Origin of the sequence: Bradyrhizobium sp. HKCCYLS2038 (genome assembly GCF_051167655.1) — a bacterium.
Classification (GTDB): Bacteria; Pseudomonadota; Alphaproteobacteria; order Rhizobiales; family Xanthobacteraceae; genus Bradyrhizobium.
The window spans coordinates 811,354-826,406 of sequence record NZ_JBNPTM010000003.1 but is presented as its reverse complement, the minus strand read 5'-3'; the positions used below and the strand labels follow the sequence as shown (position 1 = coordinate 826,406).

At 66.7% G+C, this 15,053-nt stretch carries 12 protein-coding genes; 6 read left to right on the top strand and 6 right to left on the bottom strand.

Annotated features, from left to right (window positions below):
* Positions 1 to 2: 2 nt before the first annotated feature.
* The gene (locus ACQR1I_RS17730; RefSeq protein ID WP_434866671.1) at positions 3 to 2,087 is read right to left on the bottom strand and encodes a hydantoinase/oxoprolinase family protein; all 2,085 of its coding nucleotides are present in this window, start codon (positions 2,085 to 2,087) and stop codon (positions 3 to 5) included.
* 693 nt (positions 2,088 to 2,780) lie between these two features.
* On the bottom strand, positions 2,781 to 3,260 hold the full coding sequence (locus ACQR1I_RS17725; protein WP_434866672.1) for a DUF6789 family protein: 480 nt from the start codon (positions 3,258 to 3,260) through the stop codon (positions 2,781 to 2,783).
* 113 nt (positions 3,261 to 3,373) lie between these two features.
* Between ACQR1I_RS17725 and ACQR1I_RS17720 the strand changes: the two genes are divergently transcribed.
* The 3 genes from ACQR1I_RS17720 to ACQR1I_RS17710 all read left to right on the top strand — a co-directional run bounded on the left by ACQR1I_RS17720 (position 3,374) and on the right by ACQR1I_RS17710 (position 6,421).
* Positions 3,374 to 3,883: a Spy/CpxP family protein refolding chaperone gene (locus tag ACQR1I_RS17720; protein WP_434866673.1), complete on the top strand. Its 510-nt coding sequence runs from the start codon at positions 3,374 to 3,376 to the stop codon at positions 3,881 to 3,883.
* A 103-nt stretch (positions 3,884 to 3,986) separates the two neighbouring features.
* Entirely contained in the window at positions 3,987 to 5,966 is a 1,980-nt protein-coding gene (locus tag ACQR1I_RS17715) for a DEAD/DEAH box helicase (protein WP_434866674.1), read from the top strand.
* 53 nt (positions 5,967 to 6,019) lie between these two features.
* A complete protein-coding gene (locus tag ACQR1I_RS17710) occupies positions 6,020 to 6,421 on the top strand; it encodes a DUF2177 family protein (protein WP_434866675.1) in 402 nt (133 codons plus the stop codon).
* A 109-nt stretch (positions 6,422 to 6,530) separates the two neighbouring features.
* Here ACQR1I_RS17710 and ACQR1I_RS17705 read toward each other — a convergent pair whose 3' ends face one another.
* Positions 6,531 to 7,190 carry a peroxiredoxin gene (locus tag ACQR1I_RS17705; RefSeq protein ID WP_434866676.1) on the bottom strand — a complete coding sequence of 220 codons (660 nt, stop codon included), beginning with the start codon at positions 7,188 to 7,190 and terminating at the stop codon, positions 6,531 to 6,533.
* A gap of 364 nt (positions 7,191 to 7,554) precedes the next feature.
* On the opposite strand from ACQR1I_RS17705, the gene ACQR1I_RS17700 reads away from it, so the two are divergent.
* Positions 7,555 to 8,118, top strand: a complete 564-nt coding sequence (locus ACQR1I_RS17700; protein ID WP_434866677.1) for a hypothetical protein — start codon at positions 7,555 to 7,557, stop codon at positions 8,116 to 8,118.
* A 184-nt stretch (positions 8,119 to 8,302) separates the two neighbouring features.
* On the top strand, positions 8,303 to 9,427 hold the full coding sequence (locus tag ACQR1I_RS17695) for a S1C family serine protease (RefSeq protein WP_434866678.1): 1,125 nt from the start codon (positions 8,303 to 8,305) through the stop codon (positions 9,425 to 9,427).
* 487 nt (positions 9,428 to 9,914) lie between these two features.
* On the opposite strand, the gene ACQR1I_RS17690 is transcribed toward ACQR1I_RS17695, so the two are convergent.
* Positions 9,915 to 11,771 carry an alkaline phosphatase family protein gene (locus ACQR1I_RS17690; RefSeq protein WP_434866679.1) on the bottom strand — a complete coding sequence of 619 codons (1,857 nt, stop codon included), beginning with the start codon at positions 11,769 to 11,771 and terminating at the stop codon, positions 9,915 to 9,917.
* Positions 11,772 to 11,973: 202 nt separating this feature from the next.
* Between ACQR1I_RS17690 and ACQR1I_RS17685 the strand changes: the two genes are divergently transcribed.
* A complete protein-coding gene (locus ACQR1I_RS17685) occupies positions 11,974 to 12,468 on the top strand; it encodes a ferritin-like domain-containing protein (protein ID WP_434866680.1) in 495 nt (164 codons plus the stop codon).
* 13 nt (positions 12,469 to 12,481) lie between these two features.
* Here the strand turns inward: ACQR1I_RS17685 and ACQR1I_RS17680 are convergent, their stop codons facing one another.
* Together ACQR1I_RS17680 and ACQR1I_RS17675 are read right to left on the bottom strand one after the other, a co-directional pair.
* Positions 12,482 to 13,735: an arsenic transporter gene (locus ACQR1I_RS17680; RefSeq protein ID WP_434866681.1), complete on the bottom strand. Its 1,254-nt coding sequence runs from the start codon at positions 13,733 to 13,735 to the stop codon at positions 12,482 to 12,484.
* A gap of 22 nt (positions 13,736 to 13,757) precedes the next feature.
* Complete coding sequence (locus ACQR1I_RS17675) at positions 13,758 to 15,038, bottom strand: MFS transporter (protein WP_434866682.1); 1,281 nt, start codon at positions 15,036 to 15,038, stop codon at positions 13,758 to 13,760.
* Between the last annotated feature and the right edge of the window lie 15 nt (positions 15,039 to 15,053).

Here is a 15,053-nt window from a genome sequence, read left to right as displayed (position 1 = left end):
GGTCAGGCCGCCTTTCGTTCCATGACGATGCTGCCCGCACCGTCGATATGCGCATCGAAGCTGTTGGAGATGAAGGTCGAGGTCTCGTCCTCGGCGATCACGGCAGGTCCTGCGATCACCGCGCCCGGGGTCATCTGCTCGCGGCGATACAGCGGGATGTCGACGAAGCGGCCGGCGCGGCCATCGAAGAATTTGCGATGACCCGAGGCCGCGCCTGCCGGCTTTCGGGTGACCTCGGCGATCCCTTCGGGCCGGCGCGCGTCGGTCGTCGCCAGCACCGACCAGCTCAGCACCTCGATCGCAGCGCCTGGGATGGCGCGCTCGAATAGCGCGGCATAGCCAGCCTCGAAGGTCTTGCGCAGGGCAGGAAGGTCCCCGGTGGCAAGTGCCCGGTTCGGCAGTTCGACACTGATCTCGTGGCCCTGGCCGACATAGCGCATGAAGGCCGCGCGGCGCTCGCGCACCGGAGCACCGGCTGCGCCCGGCTCGACGAGAGCACGGGCTTCATCGGCCATCTCCTGCAACAGAGTCGAGACGAGCGCCGTGTCGAAATCATCCAGCCGCGCATGGCGGCTGCGCACCAGCTCATAGGCGATCGGCGCGGCGAGGAAGCCGACCGCGGAGCCGACGCCGGCATTGGACGGCACGATCACCCTGGCGACGCCGATCTTCTCGGCAACGCGGGCGGCGTGCAGCGGTGCGGCGCCGCCGAACGCGATCAGCGTATGCTGGCCAATCACGGCACCGCGTTCGACGGCATGGACGCGCGCCGCGCTCGCCATGTTCTCGCAGACGACCTCGTGCACCGCATAGGCCGCGGTCTCCGCATCGAGGCCGAGCGGGGTACCGACATCGCGGAGCAGGGCCTGTTTCGACAGCTCGGGATCGAGCTTGATGGTGCCGCCGGCAAACGCATCGGGATCGATCATGCCGAGTGCGACGTCGGAATCGGTCACCGCCGGACGCCGGCCGCCGCGGCCGTAGCACGCCGGGCCCGGTTCGGACGAGGCGCTCTCGGGGCCGACGGTGACGCGCTTCATCGCATCGATCCGCGCGATCGAGCCGCCGCCGGCGCCGATCTCGACCATCTCGATGACGGGAATGCGCACCGGCAGCCCCGAGCCTTTGAGGAAGCGTGCGGCGCGATCGACCTCGAACACGCGCGAACTCTCCGGCTCGAAATTCTCGATCAGGCAGATTTTTGCGGTGGTGCCGCCCATATCGAACGACAGCACCTTGCGCTCACCGAGCCGTGCTGCGATCTGGCCGGCAAAGATGGCCCCACCGGCGGGGCCGGATTCGACCAGGCGCACCGGGAAGCGGCGCGCGGTGTCGATCGAGGTGACGCCGCCGCCCGAGGTGACCAGATAGATCGTGCCGCGGAACTGCTCGATGCGCAGCGCCTGATCCATGCGGGCGAGATAGCTGTCCATCAGCGGCTGCACATAGGCATTGGCGACGGCGGTGGAGGTGCGCTCGTATTCCCGGATTTCGGGACAGACGGCGGACGACAGTGTGATCGAGACGCCGGGCAGCTCCTCGGCCAGGATCTCGGCGGCACGCCGCTCATGCGCGGGATTGGCGTAGGCGTGCAGGAAGGCGATGGCGACGCTGGCGACGTCGAGCGCGCGCAGTTGCGGCGCGAGCGCGCGCATCGCCGCTTCGTCGAGTGGCAGCCTGATGTCGCCATGAGCATCGACACGCTCCGGCACGGTGAAGCGCAGGCTGCGCGGCACCAGCGGCTTCGGCTTGTCGATCGCGAGATCGTACTGATCGTAGCGGCTCTCAGTTCCAATATCCAGAACATCGCGGAAGCCCGACGTGGCGATCAGCGCGGTCCTGGCGCCGCGCCGCTCAATGATCGCGTTGGTCGCGAGCGTCGTGCCGTGGATGAAGACGTCGACGTCGGAGATGTGGGCCTTGGCATCGGCCATAATGAGCCTGACGCCGTCGAGCACGGCCTGTTCGGGCTGCGTCGGCGTGGTCAGAAGCTTGCGCGTCCGGCGCTGCTGGCCGATGTCGAGAACGATGTCGGTGAACGTTCCGCCGATATCGACGGCCAGCCGGACTTCGGCTCCCTCAAGCATTCGATGGTCTCCGCAAGCGACGAATTGATGTGCGATTTGAGCAAGTCCCATGCCATTGCGCCAGCGGAGATGCGTTTGCTGCTCTGCGATTTTGCGATGCGGACTTGAGGTCGTTGCGTGCTGAGCGCGCAACCTTGCTGATGGTCGTGCGTATTGGTCGAGCTTGGCAGACATGACCTCGCAGTCCCGCGGCGCGTCACGCCCGAGTTTTGCTGCGTATCATTCACCCTCCGCAAACGAGAGGGTGCAGGGAATGCCGGGTGAGGGCCTCACCCATGGCCCGCCTGCGAAAAGAATGCAGGCGGCAGTACCACAGGCAAAGCCGGTCAACCGGCATTCCCTGCGCGGTGTCTTCACGCTTATACGCAGTCTCCCTGGTGCGCCGGGCTTGTTGGCCACCATGCCGCGACAATGCGCTGACGCGCATTGCGCGGGTGACACCAGCTTCGGGGTGTCAGGACGCTGCGACTTCACGTCCGCAATCATGCCGGTCGTCTGCGCATCGAGCGCGTCCGACATGACAGCGGCACCGCATCCCGCACCCGACGTTCATGACGACGCGTACGTCCCTCTGCATGGGGCAGGACGACGCGGATCATACATCGTTTCTGTAAAAGCGAAAGAGAAATATTCTGTTTTGTCGAAACTGATCCCGGGCCGTCCCGAGACGGGAGAACCGCCGCGCGCGCCGCCTCAGTCTTCCGGACGTGGCGTCTGCAGGGCCGCATAGACCACGCCGAGGACCAGGCTGTAGGCCTCGACCATGGCCAGCGAGAACAGCGCCGGGCCTGCACCGAGGCCGAGCGACAGGCCGAATGGCCCGAGGCCGATGGCTGGAAACAGCGCGATGCCGAGCAGCAGCCAGGCGCCCAGGCCGAGCAGGAAGCCCTTGGCGAGGCCGCTGCGTCCCGGCAGGCGCTGGAAGAAGTGCCCGAACAGAAGGCCGATGATGAAGGCGCCGTTGAGCTGCGAGAGCAGCCACAGCGGCGCCTGAACATGCGTCACGTCGAGAAACAGCGGCGAGAGCGTGTCGAGCAGCGCGGAGGAGGGATCGAACTGCGGCAGCACATGCAGCGCGGTCTTGAGCTGCATCAGGCCCATATGCGCCAGCGTACCGCAGCCGGACGCCACCAGCGACGACCATATCCAGCGATAGCTGCGCTTCGTTCGCATCGCGTCAACTCGCCGGTGGCGCATGACGGTTCCGTTGATCCTGCTCAATCACTGCGTTCGCTACCCGCTTAGTTTGCACGAACTCATTGATGCCACGTCAAGGGAGTTCCACCATGCGAGCAGATCCACGCGCGTTGATCCTGGCCGCCGCAGTCGTGGCGGCGACCGCTGCACCATCCTTCGCCCAGCCGGGCGCGGGAGGACCGCCGGGCTGGGGCCCGGGCATGATGATGGGGCCGGGGATGATGGGCGGCCGGGGCTTCGGCTTCCTCTGCAATCCCCGCATGGCCGGATTTGCCGAATGGCGGCTGTCGCAGATCGAGAGCGCGATCAAGCCGAACGAGACGCAGCGGGCGCGGCTCGACGATCTCAAGGCGGCCTCGGCCAAGGCGGCCGATCTGATCACCAAGGACTGTTCGACGACGCCCCCCGCCAAGGCGACCGAACGTCTCGCATTCGCCGAGCAGCGCCTGGACGCGATGCAGCAGGCGATCAAGCTCGTGCGGCCGGCGTTCCAGGCGCTGTATGATTCGCTCGACGACAAGCAGAAGGCGGCCATGGATGCCAGCGGTCCACGCAACTGGGGCTGGCATCACTGGCACTGGCCGTGGGCCGAGGACTGACCGCCCGGGCGTCTCCGGCGAGGGGGGCAATTGGGGTTTCAGCCCTCGTGTTCCGGCGCGGCATGGCGTAAAGCAGCCGGACCGAAACGAGGTTTCCCCCCAATTGTCCTTTCCCGTCACTTCTCCGCCGCTCGCCCGCGCGCTGGCCGAGCGCAATTTTGACAATCCCACGCCCGTGCAGCTCGCGGTGCTCGATGACGAGGCGGTCGATCGCGACCTGCTGGTCTCGGCGCAGACCGGCTCCGGCAAAACCGTGGCCTATGGGCTCGCGATGGCCGCCAATCTGCTCGGCGAGGCCGAACGGTTCGGGACGGCGGCGGCTCCGCTGGCGCTGATCGTGGCGCCGACCCGCGAGCTGGCGTTGCAGGTGCAGCGCGAGCTGGCGTGGCTGTATCAGCATGCCGGTGCGCGCGTGGTCTCCTGCGTCGGCGGCATGGATCCGCGCCGCGAGCAGCGCGAGCTGGAGGCGGGGGCGCATATCGTCGTCGGCACGCCCGGGCGTCTGTGCGATCATCTGCGCCGCAGCCGGCTCGACATCTCCGAGCTGAAGGCCCTGGTGCTCGACGAGGCCGACGAGATGCTCAATCTCGGCTTTCGCGAGGATCTGGAGTTCATCCTCGAGACCACGCCCGAGACACGGCGGACGCTGCTGTTCTCGGCGACGTTCCCGCGCGGCATCGTGGCCCTGGCTAAGGAGTATCAGAACGACGCGTTCCGGATCGAGGTCGAAGGCGACGAGGGCGGGCACGCCGACATCGAGTATCGCGCCATCCGCATTGCGCCCGGGGATGCCGAGCATGCCGTGGTCAATCTGCTGCGCTTCTACGAATCGCCCAGCGCCATCGTGTTCTGCAACACCCGCGAGGCCGTCCGTCACTTGCAGGCGGCGCTGCTGGAGCGCGGCTTTTCGGTGGTCGCGCTGTCGGGCGAATTGACCCAGAACGAGCGCACGATGGCGCTGCAGTCGCTGCGCGACGGGCGCTCGCGCGTCTGCGTGGCGACCGACGTCGCGGCGCGCGGCATCGATCTCGCCAATCTCGATCTCGTCATCCATGCCGAGCTGCCGAACGATCCTGAGGTCATGCAGCATCGCTCAGGCCGGACCGGACGGGCCGGGCGCAAGGGCGTCAGCGTGCTGCTGGTGCCGCCGGCACGGCGGCGCCGCGCCGAGATGCTGCTGAGCCTCGCCGGCGTCGAGGCCGTCTGGGGCACGGCGCCGCAGGCGGACGAGATCCGCAAGCTCGACCAGCAGCGCATGCTGCAGGATTCGATCTTCACCGAGGAGACGACGGCGGACGATCTGGCGCTCGCGCAGCTCCTGCTCGCGCAGCGCTCGGCCGAGGACATCGCCGCCGCGCTGGCGCGGCTCTATCGCGCCCGGCTGCCGTCGCCGGAAGACATCCTCGATGCCGTCGAGGATCGCGGCCGGTCGCGCAACGAACGCCGCGATCCGGTCGCGCGCGGTGCTCGCGACACCGTCGCGCGTGGCGATGATCGTGCGCCGGCGCCGCGGACCAAAGGCGGCAAGCCATCGCGTCACGGCATGGGCGAGCCAAGCGTCTGGTTCCGGGCGGCGATCGGGCGCAAGAAGAATGCGGAGGCGCGCTGGCTGCTGCCGATGATCTGCCGCCGCGGCAGCATCGACAAGCAGGACATCGGCGCCATCAAGATCTCGGACACGACGACCGAGTTCGAGATCGCCGCGCGCGTCGCCGATCGCTTCGTTGCGAACATCCGCCGTCCCGACAAGGAGGACACGATCCGCATCGAGCCGCTGTCGGGCGCTCCGTCAGGGCAGGGGGCAGCGGAAAAGCCGCGTCCGGACAAGCGGCCGCCGCGGCGCGAGGCGGCGGAGAGCGCCTACCATCCGCTGCAGCGCGACGAGCCGCGCGAGCGAGAGGATGCCAGGCCGCGCAGCAAGCCGAAGCGCGACGGCTCGTCGCAAGGCCGACCTGAGCCGGCCTTCGCGAAGAAAAACAAGCACGGCGACAAGTCCAGCCACGGCGCACGGACGTTTCCGGACAGACACGCGCGGGCGAAGCCGCCAGGTGGCAAGAAGCCCAAGACCAAGCGTCGCGGCTGACCGCCCTGTGTCAATTCGGGCGCAACCCGCGCACCACCAAGGAGAAGCCGCGCATGAGCCGCTACGCCGTCCTGTATTTCGCCACGCTTGCGGTGCTGCTCGCCTTCGACATCCCGTTCCTGAGCATGGTGGCGAAGGGCTTCTTCCAGTCGCAGGTCGGCGAGATGCTCGGCGAGATCCGCCCCGTTCCGGCGGTGCTGTTCTATCTGATCTACATCGCGGGCGTGCTGGTCTTCGTCAACGGCACGGCCGACGCCACCTGGCGTTCGACCTTGCTCTACGGCGCGCTGTTCGGCCTGTTCTGCTACGCCACCTTCGAGCTGACATCGCTCGCGATGCTCAAGCACTGGACCTGGGCGGTGGTCGCCGTGGACATGAGCTGGGGCGTGTTCATGACCGCGGTATCGGCGACGTTGGGGCTTCTGATCGCGGACTGGGTGACGCCGCGGGGCTGAAGCGGCGTCGTTTCTGACGCGCTCGGGGTTTGCGCTCAATCTCTCGAGATCCCGGGACCGCCTCTGCAAGGCGCCCCGGGGTCACGTCGTCAAACGTGGTTCGCCGCTGTTACTTCGGTTGCGGCACCACGCGCAGATACGGCTTCGGCGCCTTCCAGCCGTTCGGGTAGATCGTCTTGGCCTCGTCGTCGGACACCGAGCCGGCGATGATCACGTCCTGGCCCTGCGTCCAGTCCGCAGGCGTGGCGACGCGGTGCTTGGCGGTGAGCTGCAGCGAGTCGATGACGCGGAGAATTTCCTGGAAGTTGCGGCCCGTGGTCATCGGGTAGACCAGGATCAGTTTGATCTTCTTGTCCGGGCCGATGATGAAGACGTTGCGCACGGTCAGGTTGTCGGCGGCGGTGCGCTTGGCCGGATCGCCGGATACGGCTGCGGGCAGCATGTCGTAGAGCTTGGAGACGTTGTAGTCGGTGTCGCCGATCATCGGGTAGTTCGGCGCGGCACCCTGCGTCTCGCGGATGTCTTCCGACCACTGCGCATGCTTGTCGACCGGATCGACCGACAGGCCCATCAGCTTGACGCCGCGTCTGTCGAACTCCGGCTTCAGCCGCGCCAGCGCGCCGAGCTCGGTGGTGCAGACCGGGGTGAAATCCTTCGGGTGCGAGAACAGCAGCGCCCAGCTGTCGCCAATCCAGTCGTGGAATTTGATTCTGCCTTCGGTGGTCTCAGCCTCGAAGTCGGGGGCGGTGGAGCCGATTTGAAGTGCCATGGGAGTCCTCACGTGATCTGAAAGAGGGCGACTAAATTGTTCTATCGACTATAGGAAATACCGCCTGCCATGGGAACCGTTCCAGAAAAAAGAGAACATCGTTCTCCTCAGGCGCGCGATGACAACAACTTCTTTTGAGTTCCGTGCCTGCTGCAAAACATCCGTGAGAGTACCGGCTGCCCCGATTTCGCCATCTCTCGGTCGCAACACGCCGCCCCCGCGACGAGCCGCTTTGAACCGTGATCCGGGTCACTGCGGCAAATGGGCAACCGATACAAAAACCCACTGCAGCGTTTCGAACCGTTAACCACTCGTTCAGACGCGCGCCGACAAGGTGGGTCAACACAGCAACTGAGAAGAGAACATGGCTACCTCTGCACCAAAAACCATCGATGGTCTGGAACCGTCCTCGTGTGACACCGCCGCATCCGCGCTCGCCATCGTGCGCGACGGTGTGATCACCGGAGAAGGCCCGACCACCGCGGGACGCGTGCATTTCTCCCGCATGCTCGACGCTGAAGACGCCGCCTGGTGCGCACGCATCCTGACGGCGGCCGCGATCAACGACGCGCCGGTCAGCCGCGCCGAGGCCGAGGCGCTGTTCGAGATCGACGCTGCCGCGACCGAGCGCAAGGACGATGGCCGCTTCGAGGATCTGCTCGCCAAGGCGATCGCGCATCACACCGCAGCCGCCTCCGGCCTGCCGGTGCCGCCGCGCAACGTCGCGCTGTCGCCGGACACGGCGATCGAGAGCTGGGCGCCGATCAATGCGCGCGGCGTCCGCACCGATGCGCTGGAATGGGTCGCCAAGCGCATGCGCGGCAAGCGCCAGGGCAACCGCACCCTGCGAGCGATGGTCGCGACCCTGGTCGGCGTCACTGTGCTGCCGCTGTCGCAACTGCCCTCGATGATCGACATCGGGATGTAAGTGCGCCGCGCCCATCCGGTCGTGTGAATTCGAAGAGCGCGATGGTCCCATCGCGCTCTTTTCTTATCTCGGGCCATCATGGCTTGCCGTTCAACATGTTGCGGCCCGATGCTCAGCCTCTTGATGATGCGTGGCGGCCGGTCAATAGATCGGTCGTGATGGGACCGAGCACGGAGTTCACGAGATGAGCCGATGGAGCTTTCCCGCGCGCCTGCTGGCGGTGGCGGCGACGGCGCTGGTGCTCATGATCGCATGGCAGAGCATTCCGCTGATCCAGGCCGAGCTGCTCGGCCTGCGCGCCAAGCCGCGCGACATCACCCCGCGCGGCGATCTCGCATCCGACGAGAAGAGCACGATTGCGCTGTTCGAGAGCCGCAGCGGCTCGGTCGTGTTCATCACGACGGTTCAACAATCCGTCAATCCGTGGACCGGCAATTCGCAGCAGGAACGTTCCGGCACCGGCTCGGGCTTCGTCTGGGACGAGCTCGGCCACGTCGTCACCAACTATCACGTCATCGAAGGCGCCACCGAGGCGCTGGTCAGCCTCACCGATGGCCGCTCGTTCCGCGCGGCGCTGGTTGGCGCCAGCCCGGAGAACGATCTCGCCGTGCTGGTGATCGGCGTCGGTGTCGACCGGCCGAAGCCGCTGCCGGTCGGCACCAGCGCCGATCTCAAGGTCGGGCAGAAGGTGTTCGCGATCGGCAACCCGTTCGGCCTCAGCAGCACGCTGACCACCGGCATCGTCTCGGCGCTCAACCGCAATCTCCAGGTCACGCAGGACCGGACGTTGAACGGCCTGATCCAGACCGACGCCGCGATCAATCCCGGCAATTCCGGCGGCCCGCTGCTCGACAGCGCCGGCCGGCTGATCGGCGTCAACACCGCGATCTACAGCCCCTCGGGCGCTTCCGCAGGCATCGGCTTCGCCGTGCCCGTCGACAAGGTCAACCGCATCGTGCCGCGGCTGATCGCAAACGGCCGCTATGTGAGTCCGAGCCTAGGGATCCGGACGGATGCGAAGGCCAACGAGGCGCTGGCCTCGCGGCTCGGTGTCTCCGGCGTGTTCGTGCTCGACGTCGAGCAGGATTCGGCGGCCGAGAAGGCCGGGCTGATCCCGGCGCGGCTCACGCGCGACGGCGGCTTCGCACTCGGCGACGTGCTGCTCGCGATTGACGGGCAGGCGGTCGATTCCCCCGACGACATGACGCGCGCGCTGGAGACGAAAAATCCCGGCGATCGCGTCGTGCTGCGCGTGCTCCGCAACCGCAAGACGATCGAGGTAAGAGTCACGCTCGACGTTGCACGGTGAGGGGGTCATGAAGCAGCTGGATGTTTCCACGGGGTCATTGCGAACGCAGCGAAGCAATCCAGGGCTGCGCGCGCGACTCTGGATTGCTTCGCTGCGCTCGCAATGACGTGGAGAGAGCTGTGCTTCTCATTGCGAAACAATAATGGGGACGAGGTCCCCAGCCAAGCCGCAGCCCGCATGAGCGAAGCGACACGCGGGAACAGTGTCGCCGGGTAACGCTTCGCTCACCCGGGCTATACGTTCTCTCTCCGCCCGTCATTCCGGGGCGCGCGGAACGCGCGAGCCCGGAATCCATAGCCACAGGCCGGCGTGCGTCGCGAGATGGCTGTGGCGCTTGTCTTCGCCACATCAACGCTCCGGGGTATGGATTCCGGGCTCACGCTTCGCGTGCCCCGGAATGACGGGCTGAGAGAGGGGGCGACTCGTTGAAACAGAAATGCCCCGCTGTTGCGGGGCACTCCGGTGATCGCATGATGGCGATGGGCTATTACCTCGCCGCCGCCTTCTGCTTCGGCGCCTCGTCGTCCAGCCCGACGGTGCGGCCGGGGAAGCCGGCGACGTCGAAATAGCGCTGCTGGCCTACGCGCTGCAGCTTCAGCACGGTACGCAAGCCGCCCGCCGCGGGATCGGACTTGATGACGTCGGACACGGCCTTCGGCGTCGCGCCGTTCGGCATCGCTTCGGTCATGACGCGGCCGATCAGCTTTCCTTTCGGCGCGACCTTGAGGTCGAGCAGTTTGGCGGCGGTGATGCCGACATCGGCATTGCTGACGGGCAGGGGATCGACGAAGCCCGCCTTGAAGTCGGGGCCGATGGCGGCCATGAAGTTGTAGGTGTCGCCGCGGCTGAACGAGCCGTGCATGCCCTGACCCTGGCGCAGCACGGTGTCGGCGACCTCGACCGAGCAGTTGCTTGGTGCGTCGCAGCCCGGTGCGACGTAGGAGCGGAAGTTGACCACGATCGCCGGATGCGGCGTCACGGCCTTGCCGTCGAGATTGACCACCGACAGAGGCAAGGTGCCGGGGATTTCGCCGAGCTTGTCGTCGACGAAGATGCCGGAGACGTAGTCCTGCTCCAGCAGCGCCTTGACGGTGCGGCGGGCCAGCTTCTTGTCGTTGTTCGGCAGATAGATCAGGTCGGAGCCGCCATTGGTGGCCACGATAAGGTCGGGCCTGGTCGGATCCTTGCCGAGCACGCCGTTGCCGGCCTTCGGATGCTTGCCGGCGGGCACCGCCGCGTTCTTGTCGTTGGGATCGAACAGCGGCAGGTCGAGCGCCCTCGCGAGGTCGAGCGCCAGGAAGCCCATCGGCAGGAAATCCTTCGGCGTGTCGTCGTAGCTGACCTTGGCCGAAGGACTGGTCTTGGTCTCCTTGGAGATGGTCGAGAAGCCGTGGTCGGCCTGCACCATGATGTTGGTCGTGGCGGCGAGGCCGAGGTCGTCGAGTGCCTTGCGCAGTGCAGCCAGATTGTCGTCGGCATTCTTGATGCCGGCCATCGAGGTCGGACCGTTGATGCCCGGCGTGATGGTGTTCAGGCTGTCGCCATGATTGTGCTGGCTGCCGTCGGGATCGCGGGACCAGAACACCAGGACGAACGGTTTGTTGCGCGCCTTGAACATCGGCAGCACCACCTTGGTGGCGACGTCGACCATGTAGGCCTGCTGCGGCACGTTGGCCGATGTGGTGCCCGGCGTCTTGGCGTCACCCGCCTTGCCGTTGTCGCCGCGCGACGGCGTCGCCAGGGGCAGGCCGGCCTTGCCGATGGCGTCCTTGACCTCGTCGGTCAGCGCCACGCCGTTCTTGCCGCCGGTGGAATCGTCGATCACGATCGAGGAGGTCGCGCCCGGCTTGCACGGGCAGGAGGTGTGGTCGAACAGATAGGTCGGGCCGAGCTTGCCGATCGCGGCCGTCGAATAGCCGGCCTTGCGGGCGAGCTTCAGGATCGTGTCCTCGTTGAGGTAGTCGCCGTTGAAGTGCTCGTCGATGTCGCCGAGCACGGCGTCGTTCTCGATGAAGGGCACCACCGTGTCGCCAGCGGGCACCGAGGTATAGCCGGTGAAGATCGTGTTGGAGAAGGTGCCGGTGTCGCCGAGATAATGGCCGGTGGCCATCGCCGAGCCGTTGGCCATGGTGAAGGTCGGGAACAGCGAGTGCGAGTTCTTGAAGTTGACGCCCTTGTCGCGCACCGCGGCCATGGCCGGCGCAGTCTCCGGCGTGACCTTCAAGGCGCGCAGGCCGTCGGGAATGAACAGGATCAGGTTATGGGGGGACGCGTTCTGCGCAAACGCGGCACTGGACGACAGCAGGGTCAGTCCGGCGCACAGCAGCACGAGCGGGCGGCGCATTGAAAACTCCTGGAAGCAATCGGCGGAATCGCGGCGTGTCGCCGCAGGGAAGAGCTTTAGTTTTGCCGGGTGACGGTTTTGTTACAAGAGGGGCGCGGAGGCAGGCGGACACCGTCCCTGGATTTTCTCCGGACGGTCGTCAGTGGCAGGAACCAGGGTGTGGCTTTCTGGTTGTCGGCTCACAACACTCAGGGAGCACACCATGCCTGCAGACAAAGACCTCAACGAGCTCTTCCTCGATACGCTCAAGGACATCTACTACGCCGAAAAGCAGATCCTGAAGAACTTGCCGAAGATGGCCAAGGCGGCGCAGTCGGAGAAGCTGTCCGCGGCGTTCGAGAAGCACCAGGAGGAGACCGAAGGCCAGATCGAGCGCCTCGAGCAGATCTTCGAGCTGATCGGCAAGCCCGCGCGCGGCAAGCGCTGCGATGCCATCGAGGGCATCCTCGACGAGGGCAAGGAGATCATGACCGAGTACAAGGGTACGGCGGCGCTCGATGCCGGCCTGCTTGCGGCAGCGCAGGCGGTCGAGCACTACGAGATCTCGCGCTACGGCACCTTGAAGTCCTGGGCCAACAAGCTGGAGCTGAAGCAGGCGGTCAAGCTGCTCGACCAGACGCTGAGCGAGGAGAAGAAGACCGACGAGCTTCTGACCAAGGTCGCCGAGAGCGAGGTCAATTACGAGGCCGCGGCCTGAGCTTGCATAGCCTTTACCAGATGGCCGCCGCCAGCGCTGCGAACAGCGCCGGCGGCGTTGCCACGAGTCCGATCTTCAGGAACTGCCACGCCGTCACTTCGATCTTTTCGCGCCGCAACGCGGTGAGCCACAAGATCGTCGCCAGCGAGCCGGTGACGGAGATATTGGGCCCGAGATCGACGGCGATCAGGATGGCCCGGATGACCTCCTGCGGCAGGTGATCGCTCGCGGCCACCGAGCCTGCGACGAGGCCGACCGGCAGGTTGTTGGCGACGTTGTCCGCCACGGCGGTGACGAGGCCCGCCGCCCAGGCGGTGCCGGCGGGTGAGCTGGCGACGCCCTGATGCAGCCAGGCGCTGAGCTGGCCGATCGCGCCGGCGCGGGCAAGACCCTCCACCATGACGAACAGCCCGCCGACCAGCGGCAGCACGCCCCAAGACACGCCCTTGAGGACAGGCCAAGGCGATTGCCGGCTGACGAGGAGGATCGCGGCCGCCGTGACCACGCCGCAGACGAAGGTCGGCAGGCCCAGCTGCATGTCGAGCGCGGAGGCGGTCAGCAGCACGGCCGCGATCGTGAGAATGCCGAATGCGGCGAGCCGGCCTTCGCGGCTGAGATGCGGCTTCTCGACATCGGTGCGCAGCCGCTCGTCACGCAAGGCGCGGCGCTGGGTCAGCCACAGCGCCACATAGGTGAGGGCGATCGCGGCGATCGAGGGTACGGTGAACTGGCGCAGCCACTCGGTCAGATGCGGCATGCGCTCGCCGAACACGACGAGGTTGGCCGGGTTGGAGATCGGCAGCACGAAGCTCGCGGCATTGGCGATGAAGGCACAGACGTACAGATAAGGCAGCGGCGAGGCGCCGGCCGTGCGGGTCGCGGCATAGACCGCCGGCGTCAGCACGATTGCGGTGGCATCGTTGGACAGCAGAACGGTGACCAGCGTGCCGACCGCATAGACCAGCAGGAACAACAGCTGCGGCGAGCCGCGGGCATGTTCCACGGCATACGCTGCGAGATAGTCGAACAGCCCTTCGCGGCGGGCGAGCTCGGCAATCAGCATCATGCCGATCAGGAACAGGTAGACGTCGACGCCCTTGAGGATGCCGGCGAGCGCATCGGCCGCGGGGAGCAGGCCAAGCGCGACCAGCAGGATGGCACCGGCCACCGCCCAGATGGCCTCGGGCAGCCGGAACGGGCGGATGATGACGCCGGCGGTGGCGGTGAGGATGATGGCGTAAGCGAGCCAATTTGCGTGCAGGGACATGGTCTGGGATCGATAGAGGAAATCATTCGGCGGGGATAGCGGGCGAGGGTACGGCGTCCGGATGCGATGCGTCCGCGCCGCTGCTCTCGGGCAGCAGCAGCCAGCAGACAATCACGGCAACGGCGGCCGTCGCCCCCAGCGTGAGGAACGCCGCGCTGTAGCCGCCATGGACGACGACGAGGCCGGCCATCGCGGTGGAGAGCGCAGCCCCGATGCTCTGCGCGGTGATGACGGCGCCCTGGGCGACATTGAAGCGGCCGGTGCCGCGCATCAGGTCGGCGACGATCACCGGCATGATCGCGCCGAAGATGCCGGCGCCGACGCCGTCGAGCAGTTGCACGCCGACCAGCCAGGCCTTGTCGTCCGATAGCGTGTAGAGCACCGCGCGCAGCGGCAGGATCAAGAGCGCCGCCAGGAAGAAGCGCTTGTGGCCCCAGCGGTCGGCTCGGGCGCCGACCAGCAGCGCCATCGGTACCATCACCAGCTGCGCCGCGGCGATGCAGGCGGACATCAGGCTGGTGCCGAGGTTCTTGTCCTGCAGCGCCAGCTTCTGGCCGACCAGCGGCAGCATGGCCGCATTGGCCAGATGGAACAGCGCGACACAGATGGCGAAGATCAGCAGCGGGCGGCAGGTGAGGAGAATGCCGAGGCGGGAGGGTTGCTCGCCTTGCTCGGTCGCGGCGCGATCCTTCTGCTGCGACAGGCCGCGGGCGACATCGTGATCGATGGCGCGCTCGGGAATCGCGAGCACGCTGACGAGGCTGCCGGCCGAGGTCACCGCCATCAGATAGAACACCGCCGATGGTCCGAGCGCATAAGCAGCCGCGCCGGCGATGACGGCGCCGACAGCGTTGCCGGCGTGGTTGAAGGTCTCGTTGCGGCCGACCCGCGCCGTGAACGCTCTTGCGCCGACGATGCCGAGCGAGACCGCGGCGATCGCCGGCGCAAAGATCACGCCGGCCGCGTTGGCGATGCTCTGCGAGATCGCGACCGGCCAGAAGCTCGACATCAGCGGCAGCGCCAGTGACGCCGCCGTGACGATGATCGCCGCCGCGATCATGATCATGCGTTTGGCCTTGGTCGCATCGACCAGCGCGCCGGCCGGGGTCTGAGCGACGATGCCTGCGATCGTCGCCAGGGACATCACGACGCCGATCGAGGCCTCGTCCCATTTCTGCTCGGTAAGCAGATAGATCGCCAGATAGGGGCCGAGGCCATCGCGCACGTCGGCCAGGAAGAAGTTTGCGGCATCGAGCGCGCGGCTAGCCCGAGACAGGTCCGTGGTGCGTTCGAAATCCGTCATGCCGCCTCGTCGCGC